The sequence below is a fragment of the Streptomyces sp. BJ20 genome (assembly GCF_022869105.1).
GTDB lineage: Bacteria > Actinomycetota > Actinomycetes > Streptomycetales > Streptomycetaceae > Streptomyces > Streptomyces griseoincarnatus.
Genome location: NZ_CP094918.1, coordinates 1,578,162 through 1,601,363, shown reverse-complemented (window position 1 = coordinate 1,601,363; position 23,202 = coordinate 1,578,162). Strand labels below are relative to the sequence as shown.

24 protein-coding genes, 1 pseudogene and 1 riboswitch are annotated in these 23,202 nt (G+C 68.6%); of the genes and pseudogenes, 17 read left to right on the top strand and 8 right to left on the bottom strand.

Going from position 1 to position 23,202, the window contains the following annotated elements; translation table 11 throughout:
- Position 1: 1 nt before the first annotated feature.
- From MTR79_RS07545 to MTR79_RS07525, 5 genes are all read left to right on the top strand, one after another.
- Entirely contained in the window at positions 2-1,375 is a 1,374-nt protein-coding gene (locus MTR79_RS07545) for an aspartate aminotransferase family protein (RefSeq protein WP_086700485.1), read from the top strand.
- Between the two features lie 243 nt (positions 1,376-1,618).
- Positions 1,619-2,368 carry an ATP-binding cassette domain-containing protein gene (locus tag MTR79_RS07540; protein ID WP_048459311.1) on the top strand — a complete coding sequence of 250 codons (750 nt, stop codon included), beginning with the start codon at positions 1,619-1,621 and terminating at the stop codon, positions 2,366-2,368.
- Positions 2,350-3,681 (top strand): hypothetical protein, encoded by a 1,332-nt coding sequence (locus tag MTR79_RS07535; RefSeq protein WP_086700486.1) that lies wholly within the window; start codon positions 2,350-2,352, stop codon positions 3,679-3,681. Before MTR79_RS07540 ends, MTR79_RS07535 begins: the two co-directional genes overlap by 19 nt.
- A gap of 100 nt (positions 3,682-3,781) precedes the next feature.
- A complete protein-coding gene (locus tag MTR79_RS07530; protein WP_033275934.1) occupies positions 3,782-4,189 on the top strand; it encodes a VOC family protein in 408 nt (135 codons plus the stop codon).
- Between the two features lie 314 nt (positions 4,190-4,503).
- Positions 4,504-5,178, top strand: a complete 675-nt coding sequence (locus MTR79_RS07525; protein WP_086700488.1) for an LAETG motif-containing sortase-dependent surface protein — start codon at positions 4,504-4,506, stop codon at positions 5,176-5,178.
- 68 nt (positions 5,179-5,246) lie between these two features.
- Here the strand turns inward: MTR79_RS07525 and MTR79_RS07520 are convergent, their stop codons facing one another.
- The 5 genes from MTR79_RS07520 to rlmN all read right to left on the bottom strand — a co-directional run bounded on the left by MTR79_RS07520 (position 5,247) and on the right by rlmN (position 11,346).
- A complete protein-coding gene (locus MTR79_RS07520) occupies positions 5,247-6,044 on the bottom strand; it encodes a maleylpyruvate isomerase family mycothiol-dependent enzyme (protein ID WP_244789589.1) in 798 nt (265 codons plus the stop codon).
- Between the two features lie 24 nt (positions 6,045-6,068).
- Positions 6,069-7,085, bottom strand: coding sequence for an ABC transporter ATP-binding protein (locus MTR79_RS07515; protein ID WP_244793083.1), 1,017 nt, complete (start codon positions 7,083-7,085; stop codon positions 6,069-6,071).
- 177 nt (positions 7,086-7,262) lie between these two features.
- Complete coding sequence (locus MTR79_RS07510; RefSeq protein ID WP_244793081.1) at positions 7,263-8,864, bottom strand: iron ABC transporter permease; 1,602 nt, start codon at positions 8,862-8,864, stop codon at positions 7,263-7,265.
- A gap of 80 nt (positions 8,865-8,944) precedes the next feature.
- Complete coding sequence (locus tag MTR79_RS07505) at positions 8,945-10,030, bottom strand: thiamine ABC transporter substrate-binding protein (RefSeq protein WP_244789588.1); 1,086 nt, start codon at positions 10,028-10,030, stop codon at positions 8,945-8,947.
- 79 nt (positions 10,031-10,109) lie between these two features.
- Positions 10,110-10,215, bottom strand: a riboswitch (TPP riboswitch).
- A 24-nt stretch (positions 10,216-10,239) separates the two neighbouring features.
- Complete coding sequence (rlmN, locus tag MTR79_RS07500) at positions 10,240-11,346, bottom strand: 23S rRNA (adenine(2503)-C(2))-methyltransferase RlmN (protein WP_086700492.1); 1,107 nt, start codon at positions 11,344-11,346, stop codon at positions 10,240-10,242.
- 722 nt (positions 11,347-12,068) lie between these two features.
- Here rlmN and MTR79_RS07495 point away from each other — a divergent pair.
- Positions 12,069-12,443: an AbrB/MazE/SpoVT family DNA-binding domain-containing protein gene (locus MTR79_RS07495; protein WP_244789587.1), complete on the top strand. Its 375-nt coding sequence runs from the start codon at positions 12,069-12,071 to the stop codon at positions 12,441-12,443.
- Positions 12,415-12,840 carry a PIN domain-containing protein gene (locus MTR79_RS07490; protein WP_244789586.1) on the top strand — a complete coding sequence of 142 codons (426 nt, stop codon included), beginning with the start codon at positions 12,415-12,417 and terminating at the stop codon, positions 12,838-12,840. The genes MTR79_RS07495 and MTR79_RS07490 overlap by 29 nt, the downstream gene beginning before the upstream one ends.
- A gap of 152 nt (positions 12,841-12,992) precedes the next feature.
- Here the strand turns inward: MTR79_RS07490 and tcmP are convergent, their stop codons facing one another.
- Together tcmP and MTR79_RS07480 are read right to left on the bottom strand one after the other, a co-directional pair.
- Positions 12,993-14,210, bottom strand: coding sequence for a three-Cys-motif partner protein TcmP (gene tcmP, locus MTR79_RS07485; RefSeq protein WP_244789585.1), 1,218 nt, complete (start codon positions 14,208-14,210; stop codon positions 12,993-12,995).
- 120 nt (positions 14,211-14,330) lie between these two features.
- Entirely contained in the window at positions 14,331-15,077 is a 747-nt protein-coding gene (locus MTR79_RS07480; protein ID WP_244789584.1) for a phage Gp37/Gp68 family protein, read from the bottom strand.
- A 993-nt stretch (positions 15,078-16,070) separates the two neighbouring features.
- Here MTR79_RS07480 and MTR79_RS07475 point away from each other — a divergent pair.
- Positions 16,071-17,366, top strand: coding sequence for a hypothetical protein (locus tag MTR79_RS07475; RefSeq protein ID WP_244789583.1), 1,296 nt, complete (start codon positions 16,071-16,073; stop codon positions 17,364-17,366).
- A gap of 363 nt (positions 17,367-17,729) precedes the next feature.
- Here MTR79_RS07475 and MTR79_RS07470 read toward each other — a convergent pair whose 3' ends face one another.
- Complete coding sequence (locus MTR79_RS07470) at positions 17,730-18,194, bottom strand: NUDIX domain-containing protein (RefSeq protein WP_244789582.1); 465 nt, start codon at positions 18,192-18,194, stop codon at positions 17,730-17,732.
- Between the two features lie 18 nt (positions 18,195-18,212).
- Here MTR79_RS07470 and MTR79_RS07465 point away from each other — a divergent pair, with 18 nt between their 5' ends.
- From MTR79_RS07465 to MTR79_RS07425, 9 genes and pseudogenes are all read left to right on the top strand, one after another.
- Entirely contained in the window at positions 18,213-18,992 is a 780-nt protein-coding gene (locus MTR79_RS07465; RefSeq protein WP_244789581.1) for a GntR family transcriptional regulator, read from the top strand.
- A 139-nt stretch (positions 18,993-19,131) separates the two neighbouring features.
- Positions 19,132-19,487, top strand: a pseudogene (locus MTR79_RS07460) (hypothetical protein).
- A gap of 3 nt (positions 19,488-19,490) precedes the next feature.
- The gene (locus MTR79_RS07455) at positions 19,491-20,852 is read left to right on the top strand and encodes an FtsK/SpoIIIE domain-containing protein (protein WP_244789580.1); all 1,362 of its coding nucleotides are present in this window, start codon (positions 19,491-19,493) and stop codon (positions 20,850-20,852) included.
- 80 nt (positions 20,853-20,932) lie between these two features.
- Positions 20,933-21,136 carry a hypothetical protein gene (locus MTR79_RS07450; RefSeq protein ID WP_244789579.1) on the top strand — a complete coding sequence of 68 codons (204 nt, stop codon included), beginning with the start codon at positions 20,933-20,935 and terminating at the stop codon, positions 21,134-21,136.
- Positions 21,136-21,804: a DUF2637 domain-containing protein gene (locus tag MTR79_RS07445; protein ID WP_244789578.1), complete on the top strand. Its 669-nt coding sequence runs from the start codon at positions 21,136-21,138 to the stop codon at positions 21,802-21,804. Before MTR79_RS07450 ends, MTR79_RS07445 begins: the two co-directional genes overlap by 1 nt.
- Positions 21,805-21,823: 19 nt before the next feature.
- Positions 21,824-22,015: a mobile element transfer protein gene (locus MTR79_RS07440; protein WP_189481966.1), complete on the top strand. Its 192-nt coding sequence runs from the start codon at positions 21,824-21,826 to the stop codon at positions 22,013-22,015.
- 8 nt (positions 22,016-22,023) lie between these two features.
- Positions 22,024-22,179, top strand: a complete 156-nt coding sequence (locus tag MTR79_RS07435; RefSeq protein WP_189480439.1) for a hypothetical protein — start codon at positions 22,024-22,026, stop codon at positions 22,177-22,179.
- Positions 22,180-22,191: 12 nt separating this feature from the next.
- Entirely contained in the window at positions 22,192-22,512 is a 321-nt protein-coding gene (locus MTR79_RS07430; protein WP_244789577.1) for a SpdD-like protein, read from the top strand.
- A gap of 95 nt (positions 22,513-22,607) precedes the next feature.
- Positions 22,608-23,159: a GGDEF domain-containing protein gene (locus MTR79_RS07425; protein ID WP_244789576.1), complete on the top strand. Its 552-nt coding sequence runs from the start codon at positions 22,608-22,610 to the stop codon at positions 23,157-23,159.
- Positions 23,160-23,202 lie beyond the last annotated feature (43 nt).

The window sequence follows — 23,202 nt, the reverse complement described above, 5'->3', positions numbered from 1 at the left end:
CGTGAGCACCGACACCCCCAAGGACCTCAGCAAGTCCGCGTACGACCACCTGTGGATGCACTTCACCCGCATGTCGTCGTACGAGAACGCGCCCGTCCCCACCATCGTCCGCGGTGAGGGCACCCACATCTGGGACGACAAGGGCAAGCGCTACCTCGACGGCCTGGCGGGTCTGTTCGTGGTGCAGGCCGGCCACGGCCGCCAGGAGCTCGCCGAGACGGCCGCCAAGCAGGCGCGGGAGCTGGCGTTCTTCCCGGTCTGGTCCTACGCCCACCCCAAGGCCGTCGAGCTCGCGGAGCGGCTCGCGCACGAGGCCCCCGGCGACCTCAACAAGGTCTTCTTCACCACCGGCGGCGGCGAGGCGGTGGAGACCGCCTGGAAGCTCGCCAAGCAGTACTTCAAGCTGACCGGCAAGCCGACCAAGTACAAGGTCATCTCCCGCGCGGTCGCTTACCACGGCACCCCGCAGGGCGCCCTGTCCATCACGGGCCTGCCGGCCCTGAAGGCTCCCTTCGAGCCTCTGGTGCCGGGCGCGCACAAGGTGCCGAACACCAACATCTACCGGGCGCCGATCCACGGCGATGACCCGGAGGCGTTCGGCCGCTGGGCCGCCGACCAGATCGAGCAGCAGATCCTCTTCGAGGGCCCGGACACGGTCGCCGCCGTCTTTCTGGAGCCCGTGCAGAACGCGGGCGGCTGCTTCCCGCCCCCGCCCGGCTACTTCCGGCGGGTCCGCGAGATCTGCGACCAGTACGACGTGCTGCTGGTGTCCGACGAGGTCATCTGCGCCTTCGGCCGGCTCGGCACCACCTTCGCCTGCGACAAGTTCGGTTACGTCCCGGACATGATCACCTGCGCCAAGGGCATGACCTCCGGCTACTCGCCGATCGGCGCGTGCATCGTCTCCGACCGGCTCGCCGAGCCGTTCTACCAGGGCGACAACACCTTCCTGCACGGCTACACCTTCGGCGGCCACCCGGTGTCGGCGGCGGTCGGTCTCGCCAACCTCGACCTGTTCGAGCGCGAGGGCCTCAACCAGCACGTCCTCGACAACGAGGGCGCGTTCCGCTCCACCCTGGAGAAGCTGCACGACCTGCCGATCGTCGGCGACGTCCGCGGTAACGGCTTCTTCTACGGCATCGAGCTGGTCAAGGACAAGGCGACCAAGGAGTCCTTCGACGCCGACGAGACCGAGCGCGTGCTGTACGGCTTCCTGTCCAAGAAGCTGTTCGAGAACGGCCTGTACTGCCGTGCCGACGACCGCGGCGACCCGGTCATCCAGCTCGCGCCGCCGCTGATCTCGGACCAGGAGACGTTCGAGGAGATCGAGCAGATCCTGCGCGCGACCCTCACGGAGGCATGGACGAAGCTGTAGGCCGACGAGCTGATCGCGGACGTAGGCCGTCCGAGGTACCGATCTTCCCTTTGAATGATCAACACCGGCCCCGGTGCCGCCCGTTCGAGTGAGAAACGGCGTCCCGGGGCCGCGTGCTGTCCGACCGCCCGCCACCGCCTGCCTAGCGTGCCCAGTGACCGATCGGCCCGCCCTTCGTTCCCCCGGACGGGGGATAAACCCGAAGAGCGCACGGCATTTCCGATCCGAACCGAGGTGTACGCCATGGTGGCCCCACCGGACAACGACGTGCTCTGGGCGCGCGCCCTGCACTTCCGTCACGACGACGGCTCGCCCGGCCTGAGCGGGGTCTCGCTCGGCGTCCGGGAGGGCGAGATCCTCGCCGTCTCAGGCCCGCGCGGCAGCGGCAAGTCGACCCTGCTGCGCTGCCTGTCCGGCCTGGTGCCCGCGAACGACGGCGAGGTCTGGTTCAACAGCGTGCCCGTGCACACCATGGGCCCGGCGGCCCGGGAGCGGCTGCGCCGCGACCGGTTCGGCTGGATCGACCCGGCCCCGGTGCTGGTGCCCGAGCTGAACGTCTGGGAGAACGCCGCGCTGCCCCTCATGCTGCGCGGCACCGGGCGCCGCCGCGCCAAGGCGGCCGCCCTGGAGTGGCTGGAGCGTCTCGACGTCGGCGACCGGGCGCGCAGGCACCCCGTGGAGCTGACCCACGCGGAGCGCCAACGGGTGTGCATCGCCCGCGCGCTGGCCCCGGCGCCGTCGGTGCTGTTCGCCGACGAGCCGACCGCGCCGCTGCACCGCGTCGACCGCGCACACGTGCTGCGCACACTGACCACGGCTGCCCGCTCGCACGGCATCACCGTGGTTCTCGCGACGCACGAGGCGCGGACCGCGGCACTCGCCGACCGTACGGTGTCGCTGCTCGACGGGCGGTGCGTGCGGACCGTGCACCTCCCCCCGGTCTCCGGACCGGCCGAGTCGGAAGGCCGGGCGGCGTGCTCGCTCTCCGTCTGAGCCTCGGGGCCCAGCCCGCCGTACAGGTCCGCCGGCTCCTCGTCGCGAGCGCCTCGGCCGGCACGGGTTTCCTGCTGCTGAGTGCACTCGGCCACGCGCTGAGCCACCCCGACCCCGCCGCCTCCGCGCTCCGGCTGGCCTGGTGCACGGCCCCGCTGGCGGCCACCGTCTATCTCGCGGTCGCGGTCGCCCGCACCGATCCCGCGACCCGGCCCCGGCCCGGTCTGTCGGCGGTCGGGCTCGGCCCGGTCAAGCTGATGGCCGTCTCCGCGGCGACCACGGCCCTGTCCTGTGTACTCGGTTCGGTGCTGGCGCTGCTGGTCTTCCTCCAGTTGCGCGGCGACCTGACCGGCATGTCCCTCGGCGGGGACGCGCAGGAGTTCCTGGCCGCCGGGCGTCCCCTGCCGCTGCCGGCCGCTCTGACACTGCTGGCCCTGGTGCCGCTGAGCGCGTCGGCCGCGGCGGCGATGACGCTGCGGCCGCGCGAGCCTGTTTCGGGCGCGGGCCGGGCGGCACGGGCGTACGGCCGGTTCGGCGCCTATCGGCGCACCCCGGTGCGGGAGTCCTTCGGCGCGTACGGGCGGTTCGGCCGGCAGCTCGGGGCCGCCGCGCGCGGGCGGCGCACGGACACGGAGGCGCCCGCGCGGGAACAGGACGGAGCACCGGCCGACGCGGCCGAGGTCACCGGCGCGGAGGCCGCCGACGGCTCCCCCGCCGTCGTCCCGCCCCCGGTACCGACCGCCGCCCCGTCGGGGCTGCCCTGGGGGATCGCGGTGCTCGCGGTGGGGCTGGCGGTGGAGGCGCTGACGAGCCGTACCGGCTCCGAGGGCGGTCCGGCGGCGTTCCTCGGGCTGGCCCTCACCTCTCTCGGACTGGCCCTGGTCGGCCCCGGGCTCACCCATCTGTGCGGCCGGCTGCTCCAGGCGGTGCGGCCGGGTGCGCTGCGGCTGCTGGCCGGGCGGGTGCTGATGACGGAGGCGGCGCGCATCGGACGCCCGCTGGGCGTGGTCTGCGCCGTGGTGTCGGCCGCGTACGCGATGGCGTCGCTGCACGACCGGGACGACCCGTCGGCCGGTCCGCTCGTGGTGCTCGGGGTGCTGCTGGTGGCCGGCTGCACGGTGGCGACGCTGCTCACCGCGGCCGTCGAGGCGAAGCAGGCGCACGCGGACACCACGGCCTCGCTGCGGCGGCTGGGGGCGCCCGCGGGGACACTGCGCCGGGCCGCCGCCCTGCGCGCGGCCGCGCTGCTCGCCCTGTTCGGGCCGCTCACCGTGGCGGTGGCCGAGCTGTCGGCGTGGCCGCTGGGCGGCTGAGCCGAGACGGCCGAAAAAACCTTCCCCCTGGGCGATGAGTTCCGCTCGGCCCCGGGGTCTACCCCCTCGAACGGCAACACTTACAGGGAGAGGCCCCGTCATGTACCAGCAGATGATCTTCGTGAACCTGCCCGTCGAGAACATCGACGCGTCGCGGACGTTCTACACGGCGCTCGGCTACTCCATCAACGAGCAGTTCAGCGACGAGTCCACGGCGTCCGTCGTGATCAGCGACACGATCATCGCGATGCTGCTGACGAAGGAGAAGTACGCGCAGTTCACGAAGAAGGAGATCGCGGACGCCCGCACGAGCAGCGAGGTGCTGCTGGCGCTGAGCGCCGAGAGCCGGGAGAAGGTCGACGAGCTGGTGGAGAAGGCCCTGGCGGCGGGCGGCTCCGTGGCCGGCGACACCCAGGACCTCGGCTTTATGTACGGCCGCTCCTTCGATGACCTCGACGGCCACACCTGGGAGGTCGTCTGGATGGACCCGGCGGCCGTGGAGGGCTGAGGCCAACGTAGGGTGGCGGCAGGGTTGTCGCCCTGCCGCCGTCCCAACTGCGCCTCCGTTCACGGTCGGTGACCGTTCTCGGACGCTGCGGCCGGATCGATGCGGTCCCAAGGGCGCGTAAACGTGCGGGTGGTTAACAAATAGGCAAAGCCCGGGTCCCCGGTAGGCATATGCGTTGACACTACTTATGCGGCGCTTATAGACCTGGGAGCCTCATGGGAGTGCTGATTCTCCATCACGCCTCCCTCAACCCCCCGCATTTGCGCATCATGTAAAGGACAAACGTGGCAGTTCTGTCCGTATCACGCCGTACCGTGACCCGCTCCGTGCGCGCCCTCGGCGTCGTCTCCGCGTCCGCCGCGCTCGCGCTCGGTGCCGCCGGCAACGCCGCGGCGTGCAACATCAACGAGTTCTCGGCCGAGGCCAAGTGCGACGGTGACAAGGGCGTCATCACCGTCACCGACGTCGACCCGGCCGGCGTCCCCGCGACCGTGACCGTGTTCCTGCAGAACAACGGCGCCGACATCGAGAAGGTCGGCGAGCAGGTGGTCCGGGGTTCCAAGGAGGGCACCACCATCACCTTCGAGGAGGACTGGAAGCCCAACGCCGAGTACCGCATCCACGTCACGGCCAAGCCGTACGTGGACGAGGACATCAAGCCGAACCTGGTGACGCCGTCGACGCCGTGCAAGGAGGACGAGGAGGAGTCCCCGGCCCCCGAGCCGACGCCGTCGGAGGAGACCTCGGCCCCGGCCGAGGAGAGCGAGGAGCCGAGCCCGGCCCCGTCGGAGAGCGAGAGCGAGAGCGCCGCTCCCCCGGCGGACACGTCGGACAACGCCCCGTCCCCGGCCGGTGAGTCCAACCTCGCCGAGACCGGCGCCAACTCCAACACCGGTGTGATCGCCGGTGTCGCGGCCGCCCTGGTCGCCATCGGTGGCGGCGCCGTCTTCTTCGGCATGCGCCGCCGCGGGGCGAACAGCCAGCGCTGACGCCTCACGGAAACGCCTGCGGCCCGTCCCCGAGACCGGGGGCGGGCCGCTCGCCGTCGAGGTGGCCGTCAGCCGAACGTGGCCCGCTCCAGCCAGTGTTCGAGCACCGCGCGCTCACCGAGGACCTCGATGCGGGGGTCGTCCAGCGGGACGCGGCGGTAGAAGGCGAGCAGCACCCAGGTGAGCGGCCCGCGCAGCGCGACCGTGGCCTTCTCGTGGCCATGACTCCAGGACACCCCCTCCTCGTCCAGCCTGATCAGCCACTCCGCTGCTCCGTCGGGCGCGGTGTGGGTGGCGTGCAGATGGATCGTGCGCAGGGGTCCGCGCAGCCCGTGCACCTCGTCGTCGGGCAGTGTCCGCTGCGCCCACTCCACGATCTCCAGCCACTCGTCCACCGCGTCGGCGGCCACCTCGGGCGCGACGTCGTAGGGCAGTCCGGCGGCGAGCGTGGCGTCCGCGCGGTGCACGGTCACCTCATGGGTCATACGGCGTGCCCAGAAGCCCGCGTTCGCGACGCCCGCCCAGCTCCACACCCGGGCGTCCGGCCCGGCCTCCCTCAGCGCGCCGACGACGAGGTCGCCGCTCTCCGCCAGCCAGGCGTCCAGCGCGGCGGCGTCCCCGCGCGCCTCGGGCCCGTCGAAGCCCGGCACGTCCTCCTCGGGGGTCTCCCTCTCGGCCCCGGTCCGCACCATCAGGGCCACCCAGCGCAGGGCGCCGCCGAGATGCCGTACGAGCTGTTCCAGTGACCAGTCGGGCGTGGTCGGCACGGCGCGGGACAGGTCCGTCCCCGAGGTCACCACCGACCTCAACTCGCCGACCTGATGGGCGATCTCGTCGCAGTAGCGCTCGTGGGCCAGACGTGTCATACCGCTCACCCTAGGCAGCGACGATCAGCCCAGCACAGCGATTTCCGCGCCGTCGAACTCCACGCCGGTGACGTCCCCGACCTCCGGCGCGTCCCTGAGCGCGCAGGCCGCCTCCAGCGGGGGCGCGTCCTCCGGCTGGAGGCGCACGGCGACATGAGTGCCGCGGAAGGTGCGCGCGGTCACCGTGCAGCGCAGTCCCTCCCCGGCCGGGACCAGCCGTACCCCGGCCGGCCGGACCAGCAGCGGCCGCGTGCCCTCGGGGGCGTCCCGCGGCACCGGCACCTTGCCCCAGGGGGTGACGGCGACGCCGTCGGTGACGGTCGCCTCGACGACGTTCTCGAAGCCGAGGAAGCGGGCCACGAAGGCGTCGGCGGGCCGCTGCCACACCTCGAGCGGCGTGCCGGACTGGGCGATCAGCCCGTCGCGCATCACCACCACCCGGTCGGCGAGCGCGAACGCCTCGCCCTGGTCGTGCGTCACGGCCAGGACCGTGGTGCCCAACCGGCCGAACAGCTCACGCAGTTCGACGACGAGCCGCTCCCTGAGCGACCGGTCGAGCTGGCCGAGCGGCTCGTCGAGCATCAGCAGCCGCGGGCTGGGCGCGAGCGCGCGGGCCAGCGCCACCCGCTGCTGCTCACCCCCGGACAGGGCGGCGACGCCCCGCCCGGACGCACCGGGCAGCCCGACCAGGTCCAGCAACTCCCGCACGCGTCGAATCTGTTCGGCGCGCGGCATACCGTGCATGCGCAGGCCGAAGGCCACGTTGCCGCCCACGTCCCGCTGCGGGAAAAGCTGGTGGTCCTGGAACATCAGCCCGACGCCCCGCCGGTGCGCGGGCACACCCGCCTGGTCCCGTCCGTCGAGCAGGATCCGCCCGGCGTCCAGCGGCTGGAGTCCGGCGACCGCGCGCAGCAGTGTGGACTTGCCGCTGCCGCTGGGCCCGAGCACGCACACGATCTCGTGCTCGGCGACATCGAGGCCGACGGAGTCCAGCACGGCCCGGCCGCCGAAGCGGACGGTCGCGTCCTCGAGACGCAGCAGACTGTCCGCGGGCGGCCGGCTGCCGGCGGGCGGCGGGCTGTCGGTGGGCGGCGGGCTGTCGGTGGGCGACTGGCTGACGGCGGGCGGCAGGCTGTCCGCGGGCGGCTGGCTGCCGGCGGGCGGCCGGCTGTCGGCGGGCGACTGGCTGCCGGTCGGCGGCTGGCTGTCGGTCGGCATCTAGAACTCCCCCGTCCGGTCGGTCCGCAGCCGCTCCAGCACCAGCAGAGCCACGGCGCACACGATCATCAGAATCGTCGACAGGGCCATCGCCTGCCCGTAGTTGAGGTCCCCGGGCCGTCCCAGCAGCCGTGCCACGGCCACCGGCAGGGTGGGGTTGTCCGGCCGCGCGATGAACACCGTCGCCCCGAACTCCCCCAGCGACACCGCGAAGGCGAACCCGGCGGCGATCAGCAGCGCCCGCCGCACCAGCGGCAGGTCCACCTCCCGCCACGCCCGCCACGGCGACGCCCCCAGCACCGACGCCGCCTCCCGCAGCCGCACGTCCACCGCGCGCAGCACCGGCAGCATGGTCCGTACGACGAAGGGGACGCCGACCAGCGCCTGCGCGAGCGGCACCAGGATCCAGGAGGCGCGCAGGTCCAGCGGGGGTTCGTCGAGGGCGATGAGGAAGCCGAAGCCCACGGTCACCGCGGACACGCCGAGGGGCAGCATCAGCAGCGCGTCGAAGCCGCGCACCAGCCGTCCCGCGTCCCGCCGGGTCAGCGCGACGGCGGCGAGACCGCCGATCACCACGGCGATCACGGTGGCGGTGACGGCGTAGCGCAGGGAGTTGCCGATCGCCTCGATCGGGGCGACCAGGAAGACGCCGCCGTCCGCCTCGGTCAGCGCCCGGTAGTAGGCGAGGCCGGCACCGCCGAAGGACCGCTGCACCAGCACGGCGAGCGGCAGCAGCAGGAGGACGACGACCGTGGCGACGACTCCGCCGAGCAGCGCCCACTGCCCGGCCCCGCGCGGGCGGCGGGCGGTCACCGAGGCGTCGACCAGCCTCAGCGCGGTCTCCCGGCGCCGCACGGTCCAGGCGTGCAGGGCGAGGATCGCGCCGACGGCGACGAACTGGATCAGCGTGAGGACGGCGGCCGTGGACAGGTCGAAGAGGTCGGCGGTCTGCCGGTAGATCTCCACCTCCAGGGTGGAGAAGGCGGGTCCGCCGAGGATCTGCACCACGCCGAACGACGTGAAGGTGAAGAGGAAGACCATCAGCGCGGCGGCGGCCACGGCGGGCGCGAGCGCCGGGAGGGTCACGGTCCGCCAGGCGGTGAGGCGGGAGGCGCCGAGCATCTGCGCGGCCTCCTCCTGCCGCGGGTCGAGCTGCGCCCACAGCCCGCCCACGGTACGGACGACGACGGCGTAGTTGAAGAAGACATGGGCGAGGAGGATCGCCCAGACCGTGGTGTCCAGGCGCACGCCCCACAGCTCGTCCAGCAGCCCGCCGCGCCCGACGAGCGCCATGAACGCCGTGCCGACGACGACCGTCGGCAGCACGAAGGGCACGGTGATCACCGCGCGCAGCACCTGTCTGCCGGGGAAGTCGAAGCGGGCCAGGGCGTAGGCGCCGGGCAGGGCGATCACCAGGGTGAGGGCCGTGGAGAGGAGCGCCTGCCAGGTGGTGAACCACAGCACCTGGCGGATGTCGGACTGCGCGAGCACGTCCACGATCCGCCCGGGCTGCCAGCCGCCGTCGGCCTTCAGCCCCCGGGCGACGATCGCGGCGACCGGATAGGCGAAGAAGACGGCGAAGAACGCGGCCGGCACGGCCATGAGGCCGAGCCGGGCCGCGTTCCGGCGCCACCAGCCGGGGCGGCCCGGGCTCGCCTCGGGCGGGCTCACGTCGGGCGGGGTCACTTCAGTACGAGCGAGGTCCACGACTTGACCCACTGGTCACGGTTCTCGGCGATCTTCGCCGGGTCCATGGTCCGCGGCTCCTTCGCCTGCGGCCCGAACTTCACGAACTCCTCCGGCACCTGGGCGCCCTCACGCACCGGGTAGACGAACATGTTGAGCGGCATGTCCTCCTGGAAGGTCTCGCCGACCATGAAGTCCAGCAGCGCCTTGCCACCCTCGGGGTTCTCGGCGTTGTTCAGCAGGCCCGCGTACTCCACCTGCCGGAAGCAGGTGCCCTCGGCGACGCCGGTGGGCGCCGTGTCGGGCCGCGGGTCGGCGTAGATCACCTCGGCGGGCGGCGAGGAGGCGTACGACACGACGAGCGGGCGGTCGGCCTTGGCCTTCTTGCCGCCGGCCGAGCCGGAGAACTCCTCGTTGTACGCCTGCTCCCAGCCGTCGACGACCTTGACGCCGTTGTCCTTGAGCTTCCCCCAGTAGCTCTCCCAACCGTCGTCCCCGTACTCGGCGACGGTGCCGAGCAGGAAGCCGAGACCGGGCGAGGAGGTGGCGGCGTTCTCGACGACGAGGAGATCCTTGTAGGCGGGCTTGACGAGGTCGTCGAGGGATTCGGGCGGGGTCAGCTTCTTCTTCTCGAACCACGCCTTGTCGTAGTTGACGCAGACGTCACCGGTGTCGACGGGGGTGACCCGGTGCTCTTCCTCGTCGACCCGGTACTCGGGCAGGATCAGGTCGGAGCCCTTGGCTTCGTAGGACTGGAAGAGGCCGTTGTCGAGGGCGCGGGACAGCAGGGTGTTGTCGACGCCGAAGAAGACGTCGCCCTGGGGGTTGTCCTTGGTCAGGATCGCCTTGTTCACGGCCTGCCCGGCGTCGCCGTCCTCAAGGACCTTGAGCTTGTAACCGGACTGCTTCTCGAAGGCGGCGACGACGTCCTCGGACACGGCCCACGAGTTGTGACTGACGAGGGTCACCGTCTTGGAGCCCTCGCCGCTGCCGCCGCCGTCCCCGCCGGACGACCCGCAGGCGGACAGCGTGACGAGCCCCAGCCCGACGGCCAGGACGGTGACCTTCTTGGTGATGCCCACTTGATTCCTCCTGGAGTGACCAGGAAGAGACGCGGCCCTGCCCGGGATCCCCGGTCGGGGCCCGGGCAGGGCGCAACAGCTCGAGTGATGACCGATCTCCCTACCCAGAATGACCTGGGCCAGGTTCGGAGGGTCTGCGGCCGGTGCCGCACTCTCAGCGCTGTGGCGCTCCCCTGTCGGAATATGCAGATGTGTTGACGCCGGTCAGACTACCGCTCGGTGGCGGCGAGCTGACCACACGCCCCGTCGATCTCCTGACCACGGGTGTCCCGGATCGTCACCGGCACACCGTGCGCGGCGATCGCCTCGACGAACGCCTTCTCGTCCTCGGGCCGCGACGCGGTCCACTTGGAGCCGGGCGTCGGGTTGAGCGGGATGAGGTTGACGTGCACGGGACGCCCCTTGAGCAGCCGCCCGAGCCGGTCACCGCGCCACGCCTGGTCGTTGATGTCCCGGATCAGCGCGTACTCGATGGACAGCCGGCGCCCGGACTTCGCCGCGTACTCGAACCCGGCGTCGAGCACCTCGCGCACCTTCCACCGCGTGTTCACGGGGACGAGGGTGTCGCGGAGCTCGTCGTCGGGGGCGTGCAGCGAGATCGCCAGCCGGCATTTGAAGCCCTCGTCGGAGAACCGGTGGATGGCCGGGACGAGCCCCACCGTCGACACGGTGATCCCGCGCTGCGACAGGCCGAGGCCGTCGGGCTCGGGGTCGGTGAGGCGGCGGATGGCGCCGACGACGCGGTTGTAGTTGGCGAGGGGCTCGCCCATGCCCATGAACACGATGTTGCTGAGCCGCGCGGGCCCGCCGGGAACCTCGCCCTCGCGGAGCGCCCGCATGCCGTCGACGATCTGGTGCACGATCTCGGCGGTGGACAGGTTCCGGTCCAGCCCCGCCTGCCCGGTCGCGCAGAACGGGCAGTTCATGCCGCAGCCGGCCTGCGAGCTGATGCACATGGTGACCCGGTCCGGGTACCGCATCAGCACGGACTCGACGAGCGTCCCGTCGAACAGCTTCCACAGCGTCTTGCGGGTCGTCCCCTGGTCGGTGGACAGGTGCCGCACGACGCTCATCAGCTCGGGAAGCAGCGCTTCCTGCAGCTTGCCGCGCGAACCGGCGGGGATGTCGGTCCACTGCTCCGGATCGTGCGCGTACCGCGCGAAGTAGTGCTGCGAGAGCTGCTTGGCACGGAACGGCTTCTCACCGACCGCGACAACCGCCTCCTTGCGCTCGGCAGGCGTGAGATCGGCAAGATGCCGCGGCGGCTTCTTGACTCCGCGCGGCGCGACGAATGTAAGTTCTCCGGGCTTAGGCATGGCTGTACCAGTGTCGCAGATCCGGATGGGTGAGCTGCGGGTGTCGGCTGCCACACCTGTCGGCGTTGGTCGTCGATGGTCGCCCTTGGGTGCCCTCGGACGGCCCAGAGACGGCCCAGGGATGATCACTCGCCTGCTGCGAGCCACTCGTCGAGCCGGACCTTGACCTGGTCCGCACCCAGGAAGACCGCATTACTTAAAACGACCCCAAGCGTCGGGAAGCCAACTCCATGCGGCACGGATGTGAGCGTCACCAGCGCTATGGCGTCGTTCGCCCCCCGGCTACGCGCAGGAGAACGCTGGAGGGGTGCCGAGCCTTGACCTCGACTGCGTTCCGGGTCCTACAGACAGGGCCGCGTCGATTACAAGCAGACCCACAAGGTGGAACTTGTGGGACATGATCTCAGTCGTGACACGCTCTGATTTTTGTGTATCATGACTTCTACAGACCCACACTACTCTTCCGCAGCCCGCCCAGCAGTTCGAAGTTGGTGCGGGTACGGGAACTAAGAAGCTAAGGAGACCTCCCCTAAAGAATGAGCGGCGCTCCCTCGCCAGTGGCGGGGGAAAGACTTGCCCTCCAGTGAGAGCAAGCTGCCGGGCATTCCGGATGGACGCCGTTCCTAAGCGGAATAGCGACGGGGGATTCGCAGCCTGGTCCCGTACACATGGCTCGGCAAAGCCACGCGTACGGAACCGGCCCCCTACAAGGAGCAGCCAGCATGAGTGAGCCCACTCGCACCAAGGTCGGCCCCCGTGGCCGGGTGACGGTCCCCGTCGCCCTTCAGCGGGCCGTCGGCCTCACCGAGGGGGCCGAGGTGATTCTCCGGGCCTTGCGCCCCGGCGTCGTCATCATGGAGACCCCGCAGGCAATCAAGGATCGTATTCGCGCCGGCATCCCACCGACTGCGGAGACGGAATACTTCGACGCTGTCGGTGACATCCGCACGCTACGCGACGTCGACGCCACCCGGTTCGACCATCTCGGCGCTTCTCGGGAGTTTCTAAGCCAGCCCGCTTCCGGCGCTGGCCCACCCAACCCCGATGACCTTCCCGAGGAGAATGAGAGTGAATCGCGAAACCCCCGTCGTCCTTGACTCCAGCGCTGTTCTGGCGTGGGTCTTCCGTGAGGAGGGAGCTGACTTCGTCGATGAACTGCTGCCGCAGGCGACGATGTCGACCTCCAACTTCGCCGAAGTGACGACTGTGTGTCTCCGCCGCGGATATCTCAATCCGCCTGAGCAGCTGCACCAGGACCTCGTGGCACTGGGGCTGTCTGTCGAGCCCTCCAGTGTGAACGAGGCGCTTCGGGCCGGGAAGCTCATCAACGAGTCTCACCGTGACCGGCAGCACTATGGCGGTCGGACGCTCGCTCTGGGCGACGCCATGTGCATCGCTCTCGGCGAGCGCCTGAACCAGCCCCTGGTCACCGGCGACACCCTCTGGAAGAACCTGGAGGACAGGTTCACGGTGCCGGTGCATCTCTTCCGGTAGCGCTGCCAGTGGGCCTGCCACTCCTGTGTCAGGCCCACTGGCATTCATGCTTACGTCGGTGCGCCGATGGAAGTGGCGTCGGTGTAAGGCATAGGCAGCTTACGACGACCTCCGGGCTGCAAACCCCAGACCTCTGCGCGGCGCCCGACAGACTAAGGGCGAGTGATCTGCATGCTGGGTATTTCCCCCTTTCCCGTGCACGAGGTCTTGCCCTCACGATGCAGCTCTTTGATGGCGGCACGGATGTGCATTTGCCGCGCCTCACCAAGTGCACTTCCCATGATCTCGGCGTGGTAGCGATCAACGCTCAAGGCAGAGTGTTCTTGCAGTAGACCGAGGATGTTCTTTTTAATCTCAGCCACCCAGCCACGTTCTCGCTGCTTCTCGTCCAGCTCGAACATGGCCTCCTCATCGAACAGCATGCCGTCCATGGGCGGCGGGAGGATTTCACGACGCCACTGCGCTTGAGCATGGCTGATCGCCTCACCGAAGAGCCAAAGGCCGTCTTTGTGTCGGCTGAATAACACCAGGTGGTAGGCCGGTTGGTGATGTTCACGGTTGCGCACCGGGATGGTCCATGAGTGTGCCTTCACTGCGGCACCGACTCGTTCTGCGAAGCCGTTCGCTATGCGCTCGACGGCCTCCCGGTTGTCTTCCGAGGCCAGGTACTCGCTACGCCACCAGTCTCCTCCGCAGGCAGCATCCATCGCTGCTAGTGTCGCCTGCTTTCCCTTTGGCTCCCTGGAGCTGACCAGTAGCCCGCCAATGCGGCGTACTGCGTTGGCGTTGAAGTTCAGCAACACCTCGGTCGCATCCCGGCCGGTGGCTCCCGCCGGTTCCCTTGACCCAAAAAGCTGGGTGGTCAGCGCGTCGAAGCTGAGTCCGAGACCGAAGGGGTCGATGAAGGCCAGGAGCGGCGATCCCTCTGCCTGCTCCAGAACGTAACTCAAGTGCTTCTCGACCTTGCCCTTGAGAGCTTGTGCAGACAGGCCGCGCTCCCGGGCCTCTGCAACAAGCTGATCGAGACGTTTGAAGTCTGCAGGCCGGCGCTCGACGAAGTAGCAGTCAAGCTGGCGGATACTCGCCACATCGGCTGCGGACTCCAAGATCAGTGCTGGCGACCCGGGAGTCCCGTCCTCGTAGCGGCCGGGTCCTGCGTAGCCATCGAGGTATACGACGCGGCCGCCAGGTGCCCACTTGCCCACCTTCGCTGCAAACGGCTTGACGTACCGTTGCAGGATCTCGTGCTTCAGGAGGGCGGCGGCCTTCTTGCTCACGAAGAACTGGCGCGTGGCGTCAGTGACTTCCTCGCCGGCCTCTTCGCCACTGAGAAGTAGCTCTTCATCCTCTACGCGCTCCGGCTCGACCAAAATCCCGCCCCTCCGTCTGAGATGCAGTCGCATTAGACATTTTGAGGGAGCTTGCGTGCAGGCGCATCCACCTTGCGGCGATCACTTGGAAGAACTCGCTCGCCAGGCAGTGAGGTGATCTCAGACGGTAGCTGCCGTGGGCAGCTCGTCCCAGGTGCGACCTTGGAGAAGGCGGCCGTTGGCCTTAGGGGTGCGCCCTCCCCACTGCTTGAAGAAGAACGCCACGCCGTCGTCCTGGCAGGCATCACGGATCGACGTTGCCCACTCTTCTTCCATCGGCCGAGCGCGGGGCCCCGACTCACCTCCAGCGATGACCCAATGGATCCCGTCAAGATCCAAGCCATCCAGGGGGCCGAGGAGTGGTTCACACGACAAGAAGCGGACCGCAGCTGGAACTAGGCGAAGGTCATCGGCACGCGGCAACTCTCGGGCCGTCTCAACCGACACGCCCATCCACAAGTTGGCAGGCCAGTCCAACTTATCCGCAACCTGGCGTAGGCGCCGAGCCCGCTTGGTCAGCACCTGGTAGGTGTGCTGAGGCGTGTCCGCGATCACCTCGAATACGCGACGCACGTATTCGAGAGGTACCCGTGCATGGAACAAGTCGCTCATGGAGTTCACGAACACGGTCCGCGGACTCTTCCACCCGTACGGCACGCGCAGAGCATCCGGGTGCAACGTCAACCCAAACCCAGGACCGGAGGTGCGCGGGTCACCATCAGCCTGATACTTCGGCGACCCCATCGCCTTCAGCCGCTTCGCTAGGGTCAGCGCATAGCAGTTGTCGCATCCTCGGGAGACACGGTCACACCCCGTGGTCGGGTTCCACGTCGCCTCGGTCCACTCGATCGCACTGCGGTCACTCACCGGCCGGCCCTCCATCCCCTCGAACCGAACCCACCCACCGACGGCACGGCCACGGCCCGCTAGCTGTCCAACGACCCATCAGACCACCGGACACCGGCATCCAACCATCCGGCACCCAGACTGTAAGCCTTGAGACCGAACGTCGAACACATGTTCACATCTTCAGTGCGTGCTTCTCAAGGGTGTCGCCCCCACTGCTGCCCCGGTAGCGCCTCGGCGTTATACCGACTGCACTCAATTCAGCCACAACTGATCACCGGCGGCCGTGACCTGCGGCCGCCTTATCGATCAACACGCTGACCTGCTGCTGAGCTGTCGGTAGCTGTCGACGTTGGTCAACGCTGAGCGCCCTTCCACGACCCGAGGACGGCCCGGGAGGGCGCTCGTTGTGTGAGTACTGCATGCAGCAAGCGCCTCGTCCGGGGCTGCGTCCAACCCGGCCCCACCAGCGCGAGGCTGCGCCAGACTCAGATCCTTGCAATGCAGCCCCTGCCTCCACATGTGCGGTCTATCCTCTGAGACGAGTGCGCGAGCCCTTTTGACGCAGGGGGGAAATGTGAATAAGAGAAGCTGCGAGCAGGATAAAGTTGAGCCGGACGGGATTATTTTCATCACCTGCTCGGATGGTTCGTATAAGTCACTGAATTACCATCGCAGCGCGAGCGGTACTAAGAAACGTAAGGCCTGCTGGGTAGTATCAGTAAGGGATGAGTGTCATTGTTTTTGTGAATCGGAGATATCTAGTTGGATTGATGCTAGTGGGAATCATTGGTTCATCTCGAAAGATGCGCTCAAAGTGCTGGGGGACTGTCAGGAGCGAGTCGCATTTTTCCCCGTTGCGCAGAATGGCTCGGATCCTCGCCACGGTTACCCGGTGACAGGCCGGGGTGGTGCAAGGAAGTATAGGCCCCCTAAGGCTATTCTCGACCTGTGGTTGAAGTCTGGCAGGATTAATAACGTTACTTATGAGCGCCTCATGACAGGGAGGATCTAGTGTCGAAAGCTGGTGTATTCCGCCTAAGAGTGCCAGGGGAGTGGCGTGATGCCTGGCTCTACAAGGAGCATGTGCTCCTCTGGGGGCGAGATGGATCCCTGTACATGCTGGATATGGAAAGAATTTCCAAGGCGGTGCTTGCGAAGCACGGCCCCTCTCGGGCTGGCCTTCTGGATTACCTTATCCTGAGAAATGACTGGAAGGCGAGTTCAGCGTTCCGGCGGATCATGAGTATGCCCGAGGTGGCGTCAGCGTTTTTCCGGGATTTCCGCATTGAGGGAAACGAGCTCGATCTGACTGTAAGTCTGGAGCCGATCAAGATCGGGCATGAAAACACGCCTGGCTACCTATTCGACTCTGCGATTTATGCAAACCGTCTATATCAAGCGACTAGTGAGGGTCTCTTCGAGTCGCACTTCAACCCGAACCATGAAATCGATGAAATGCCGCTCATGCAGTTCCTCGAGCACGAGACAAGATGTGTGTCCGCACAGTATATGGCGGTCAACGCTTCTGCCGAAGAGCGTGGCCTGTGGTTTGCCCCTATCAGGCTCTTTGATCGTGACGACTACGGGTACGCGGAGGATGAATACTGGGATGTCCTCGGTGAGAATGAGGAAGGGTATCCTGCCACCCCCATTCGAAGGTCAGATAATCGGATGGAGCAAGTGGCGGACTACTCTTCCGCCTGCTCATCTGCGGCGCGGCATCTTCTGAACTATACGGATGCGCCTATTCCTGGATTTCTTAGGGCTCACGACGTAAGGGGCAGGTCTCACGAGAGGGCGCAATTCGAAGAATGGATGGTCACGGGGTATGAGCAGGAGAGGAGCATCCAAGAGCTTACATATAAGGCATTGGATTTCAGGGATCCGTACGGTGTGAGAGATGATGTTGTGTCTGATTGGGATGATGGTGCCGAAGTTCTGGGAAACTCAAATCATCGCCTACTCGTAAAAAAGGGCGATGTGCTGGAGGTTGTGAACGTCTCGGCGTTCGAGAATCGGGATGTTGCCGTCAAGAAGAACCTAGACTTCGGAAAAGTCAATCTGCAGGACTTTGGGGGATCGGAGATCCTTTCTACCCGCGATCTGGCGTCAGGGTTCGCTATCGAACTCTTTGATAGTGTTTCTGTGGTGACGGCTTCTAGTGTCTTCAGGGTGTACGGGGAGCCTGCTGCGCGGATTCGCACCTTCAGACAGTCCAAACGCTATAAGGACGTGCTGGCTGTCGTGGGAGAGAGAGATCTCTCCCTTGTCGGCTTCATCGAGTTTGATGATGAAGCGGCATTTTAGTGTGTCTCTCGGTGGTGCACTGGGATAGGTGTACCGCGTAGGTCGGTGGAGCGGCTTTGGGCTGGAGCTGCTTTGGGGCGAGTGATCTTGGCCCCGTAAGCTTCCGGCGAGTCGGGCAGTCTGTGGACCTGCCCGTTAAAGCACGACGTTGGGGCCAAGATCTTAGAGGCTCGCCCCAAAGTGGCTGCCTAAAGCCGTGGAGCCGACCGCCCCAGCCACAGAGGGTGTCTCCCCACTTCATGCCCGCAGCCGCCGAGCGCGCCGCCGGGCGCGGCCAGCCGGGGCGCAGACAGGAGGCAGGCCGCGCCGCAGAGGCGGCGCGCGCCCGCGCCGTGCGCGGGCCTTGATGAAGTAGGGAAAGTCTTATCCCGCTGGGATGAGCTGCTTGCCGTCGTGGCTCCGCACGTGTGGGCCGTTGCCGTCCAAGGCGTCCAGCAGCCTGACCGCGAAGACCTCGGACATGCGCTCGCTGACCTCTTCGGGCGTGAGCCAGGAAACGGCCGTCGACTCGCTCGACGTGCGCTCGGTGCCGCCTGAGGGCTTGCACCGAAAGACCAGGGCCACGATGCCCCGCGTCGTGTTCTTGTAGACGCCGGTGAGTTCGTCCACCTCGACGTGGATGCCGGTCTCCTCCAGGACCTCGCGCGCTACGCCGGCCTCCGGGGTCTCGGCCAGTTCGAGCACGCCGCCGGGCAGCTCCCAGGTGCCGTTATCCGCCCGGCGGATCGCCAGCAGGCGCCCGTCTTCCCGCACGACGACTCCGGCCACGGATACGGAGTGCAGCGGCGAGGACGTTGCTTCCTGTGGTTGACTCATATACAGGAGCATAGGAGGCAGAGAAGGACTATGGAAACTGCGGTAGGAGGCGAGCGGTCGGGACCCCGGTACGTGCAGATCGCCGACGAGATCGTGCAGCAAATCCGAGCGGGTGTGCTCAAGCCCGGCGACATGGTGCCGAGTGAGTCGGAGCTGGTCGATCGCTACAGCGTCTCCGGCGGCACGATCCGCAAGGCCATGGTCGAGGTGCGCGCAAGCGGGCTCGTCGAGACCCGGCACGGCAAGGGATCGATCGTGAAGGACCGCCCTCCGGTCCGGCTCCGTTCTTCCGACCGCTTCCGGCGCTCGCTGCGGCAGGGCGGCAAAGCCGCCTACCTGGCCGAGTCCGCCCAGTCCGGCGCCGAAGCCAAGGTCAGCGTCCTCTACATCGGCCCGATGGACGCCCCCGAGGACGCCGCTAGTCGACTCGGCGTCCCCGTCGGTACCAAGGTGCTGGCCCGGCGACGCCTCTACTTCCGCAACGGGACCCCGACGGAGACGGCCACCTCGTACCTGCCGTGGGACGTCGTGAAGGACATCCCCGAGCTGTTTGCCGAGAACCCCGGTGGCGGCGGCATCTACGCCCGGCTCGAGGACCACGGCCATGAGTTCGCGGAGTTCGTCGAGACGCTGCAAGCCCGGCCGGCCTCCAAGGCGGAGGCCACGGAGCTGGCTCTCAGCTCCGGTGCTCCGGTGGTTCACCTGATCCGTGAGGCGCGTACGACTGCGGGTGTCGTGGTCGAGGTGTGCGACACCCTCATGGCCGCTGACCAGTTCATCTTCGAGTACAGGATTCCTGCCGCGGACTGACGCTCGCTCAACTCCTCGCAGCCCGTCGCGACTTCGCAGCCGCGGCGGGTTGACTCATGTATAGGAGTCGTACACTCTTCTTCATGTCACTCATATACATGAGTGACGGAGTCGAGCCTCTATAGAGGAGTGATCCGCTGTGCGTCAGATCCCTGTGGAAACCGCCGGTGCCACCGTGATGGTCGCGAGGGCCCCGCAGCCCAGGTGCGCGACCGCCGAACCGGCGAGATCGCCACGGACGCCGAGACCGGTGCCAAGCTCATGACCGTGGACGTGATGTTCGCGGCCAACAACGAGGTGGAGATCCTGTCCATCACCGTCCCCGAGAGCGGCATCTCCGAGGACCTCACGATGGGCACCCCGGTCGCCCTCACCGGCCTGATCGCCCGGCCGTGGGAGAACGAGTTCAACGGCCAGAAGCGCCACGGCATCGCCTTCCGCGCTGTCGCGGTCACCTCGCTGGTCGACGCCGACCCGGCCTCGAAGGCGGCCTGAGCCATGACGTGGCCGACGCTGTTACTGCTGGTGGTCGTCGTCGCTGCGGGTCTCCTGCGGTGGCGGCGTCCCGCCTGGTACTGGCTGACTTTCGGCGTCACCTTCGCCATCCTGCGAGTCCTGGTCCGCTACGCCTCGGTCATGGAAGCCTGCGGCCTGACGGTCCCGCCCTCCCGCTGGCGTCTGGCTCTGGCCCGGACGTTCGACCGTCCGGCACCGGAGCACCGCGCCCCGCGCATCCTGCGGCTGCGTCCTACCCGTACCGGCCTGGCCCTTCGGCTCAAGCTGCGGCCCGGCCAGGACGCCTTCGACTTCGCCGCCGCGTCGGACCGCCTGCGCCACTCCTTCGGGATGTACGGCGTGACCTCGCGTGAACTGCGCTCGGGGGTGGTCGAGTTGAGGATGACCGGCTACGACGTGCTCAAGCGAGTGCAGATGCCCGCCAAGGTCGACACGCGTCCGATGCGGGTGCCGGTCGCCTTGCGGGCCGACGGCTCGGTGCACTACCGCGACTACCGCGTGGTCCCGCACGGTCTCACGCTCGGGGCGACGGAGTCAGGCAAGTCGGTGTATCAGCGCAACCTCGTCACCGGGCTCGCCCCGCAACACGTGGCCCTGGTGGGCATCGACTGTAAGCAGGGGGTGGAGCTGTTCCCGCTGGCGCGCCGGTTCTCCGCGCTCGCCGACAACCCCGACAGCGCGCTGGAGCTCCTGGAGGCGCTGGTCTCGCACATGGCGGACGTGTACCAGCTCATCCGGTCTGAGCAGCGCATCACCGCTGATGTGCCGGATGCCGAGATCGCAGCCGACATCTGGGACCTGCCCGAGGACATACGCCCGGTGCCGATCGTGGTCCTGGTCGACGAGGTCGCCGAACTCGCCCTCTTCACCACCAAGGAGGAGGAGAAGCGACGGGACCGCATCATCACCGCCTTGGTCCGCCTCGCCCAGCTCGGCCGCGCGGCCGGCATCTACCTGGAGATCTGCGGGCAGCGCTTCGGCTCCGAACTCGGCAAGGGCATCACCATGCTCCGCGCCCAGCTCACCGGCCGCACCGCCCACCGCGTCAACGACGAGACCAGTGCGAACATGGCCTTCGGTGACATCGCCCCCGACGCCGTCCTGGCCGCCATCCAGATCCCGGCGGAGATCCGCGGCCTGGCCATCGCCGGGGACTCGACCGGCGGCTGGCACCGCATCCGTGCCCCGCACACCTCGCTGCGCCAAGCGGTGAACGTGTGCAACAAGTACGCGCACCTGACGCCGGACCTGCCCGCCCTGGCCCCGTTCCGGCCTGCGCTCGGCACCCTCGCCCCGGTCCCGGCTCAGGATCCGGCTGTCGAGTCAGCCCCGGCCGCCGCCTGAACCACCCCGCCTGATCGGTCGGCGCGACCGCTTCGCGCCAGGTCCCTACCCCTCCCATGCCAGAAACCGGAGGTGAACCCGTGCAGCCTCGCGAGGACTTCAACCGCACGGTCCAGCTGCTCAGCGCCCTGGCCCTGTACGCCCACACCTACGGAGCCGACCCCGTCTTCGTCGACGCCGTCGGCCCGTCCCTGGCAGCCTCCCTGCCCGAGCCGCCGCCCGGCGTCTTCCCGCCCGGCTACGCCCCCACCGACGGCCCCCGCTACCCCGGAGGGCAGTGCTGATGCCGCGCCCGCCCTTCCGCGTCGATGCCGTGCTGGTGCAGGCGGTCATCGCCGGGGCGCTGTCCTTCGCCCACCTGCACGACCTGGCCGCCGCTGCCGGACAGGACGGCTGGAAGGCCTGGGCCTACCCGGTCTCGGTCGACCTGCTCCTGGTGGCAGCGTGGCGACGGCTGCGCACGGACGGGCCGTCTCGGTTGGCCTGGTGCTGGTTCCTGATCGCCCTGGTGGCCTCGCTCGGGGCGAACGTCGCCACGGCCGGACTCCTCGACCTGGACGACGTTCCGGCCTGGCTGCGCATCCTCGTCGCTGCCTGGCCCGCCTTGGCATTCATGGGCGGCACCCTCCTCGCCCACTCGGCGACCAGCCGGGAGCAGAGGCCGGCACCCGCCGATCCGGTCACCGAACCGGACCCGGAACCCGCACCGGTAGCCGTCCCAGAGCCGGACCCCGAGCCCGCGACGGTCCCGGCCCGCGAGGAAGCCCCGGCCCTGCCGACTGCCAAGCCGCGTCCAACAGTTCCGGTCCCGGCCGCGCTGGTCGACCACGCCCGCAAGGTCGCCGCCGACCACCAGCAGCGCACCGGCTCCCGAATCGACACCGACACCCTCCGCGCCCGCCTCGGCGTCCCGCCCCAGCTTGCCGACGCCATAGCCGCCCAGCTCACCTGACCCGAAAGGACACCCGTCGATGCCCGCCCGCGACTTCTTCCACTCCGTGATGCGGATCGGTCCGGTGCAGATCGGCACCCACCGCGACCGCAACGGCCAGACCAAGCACGCCGCCGTATGCAGCGCCGACGGCTGCGGCTGGTCCGCCGACTACACCAGCCAGACCGCCGCCCAGCTCGCCGCCCGCACCCACCGCTGCAAGGTCCGTTAGGAGACCCCGTGGACGTCCCCCTCTGGTTCGCCCTGCTCGTCGTCGGAGTCCTCGGCGTCAAGCTCATCCGCCCGCCCTGGTGGCTGATCGCCGTGCTCCTGCTGGGCGGCTACCTCCTCGCCGACAGCCTCCTGGCCCCCGTCATCGACACCGCCGTCAAGTAAGGAGATCCGCTGTTGTTCCGGCCCAAGCTCCCCACCATGCCCCAGCCGACCGGCACGGCCACCCCGCCGACCGTCGTCGTCCCGACCACCATCACCCCCGGCACCCCGACCCCGACGGCACCCGCCGCGCCTGCCCCGGCACCGTCCCGGCCGGCGGTACAGCTCACCCCCGGCACCGCGCTCGCCCTCGTCGGCGGCGGCACCGCCGTGGTCCTGGTCGTCGGCGCCGTCCTGGTCTCCATGCTCCTGGCCGTCGCCGTCACCGCCGTCTCGGTCGCCGTCTGCGCCCTGGTGCTGCGCTCGCTCCTGGCCTCGGACGCCAAGCGCCGCTGACCACTCCCGGAGGGCGTCGCACAAGCCGCCAAGCACGCCGCCGCCTCCCGGACCCCGCACCACTCCAACCGCGATCACCGAAAGGAAGAACGCATATGGAAGCTCACATAGCCGCCGCCCTGGTGCCGTTACTGGGCTGGGCCGTCCACGGAAGCGTCCTCACTCACCGGCTCGCCTCCGCCCGCCGCGACCCGCTGACCGGACTGCACACCCGCGCCGGATGGACCGCCCGCGCCGAACACTGCATCCGCCGGCACCCGTCCGCGGCCGTGCTCCTGGTCGACCTCGACCACTTCAAGACCCTCAACGACACGCACGGCCACGCCGCCGGAGACGCGGCCCTCATCGCAGTCGCCGACCGGCTCCGTACCTGGTGCGGACGCAACGGCACCGCCGGACGCCTCGGAGGGGACGAGTTCGTGGCCGTCGTCCGCGACATGACCACCGCCGACCTCGACGCACTCACCACCGCACTCCACCGGCCCTTGAACCACGCCGGGATGTCGCTGCCGCTGGCCGCCTCCATCGGGGCCTGCCACGTGGCCGAACTGCCGGTACCGGCGCTGAGCGATGCGCTCGCCGCCGCCGACGCGGCCATGTACGCGGCCAAGGGCCGCAGCCGCCGGGGCACACGCCCCTCCCACTGAGAGGCCACCGGGTGGCGCACAAGCCGCCAAGCACGCCGCCACC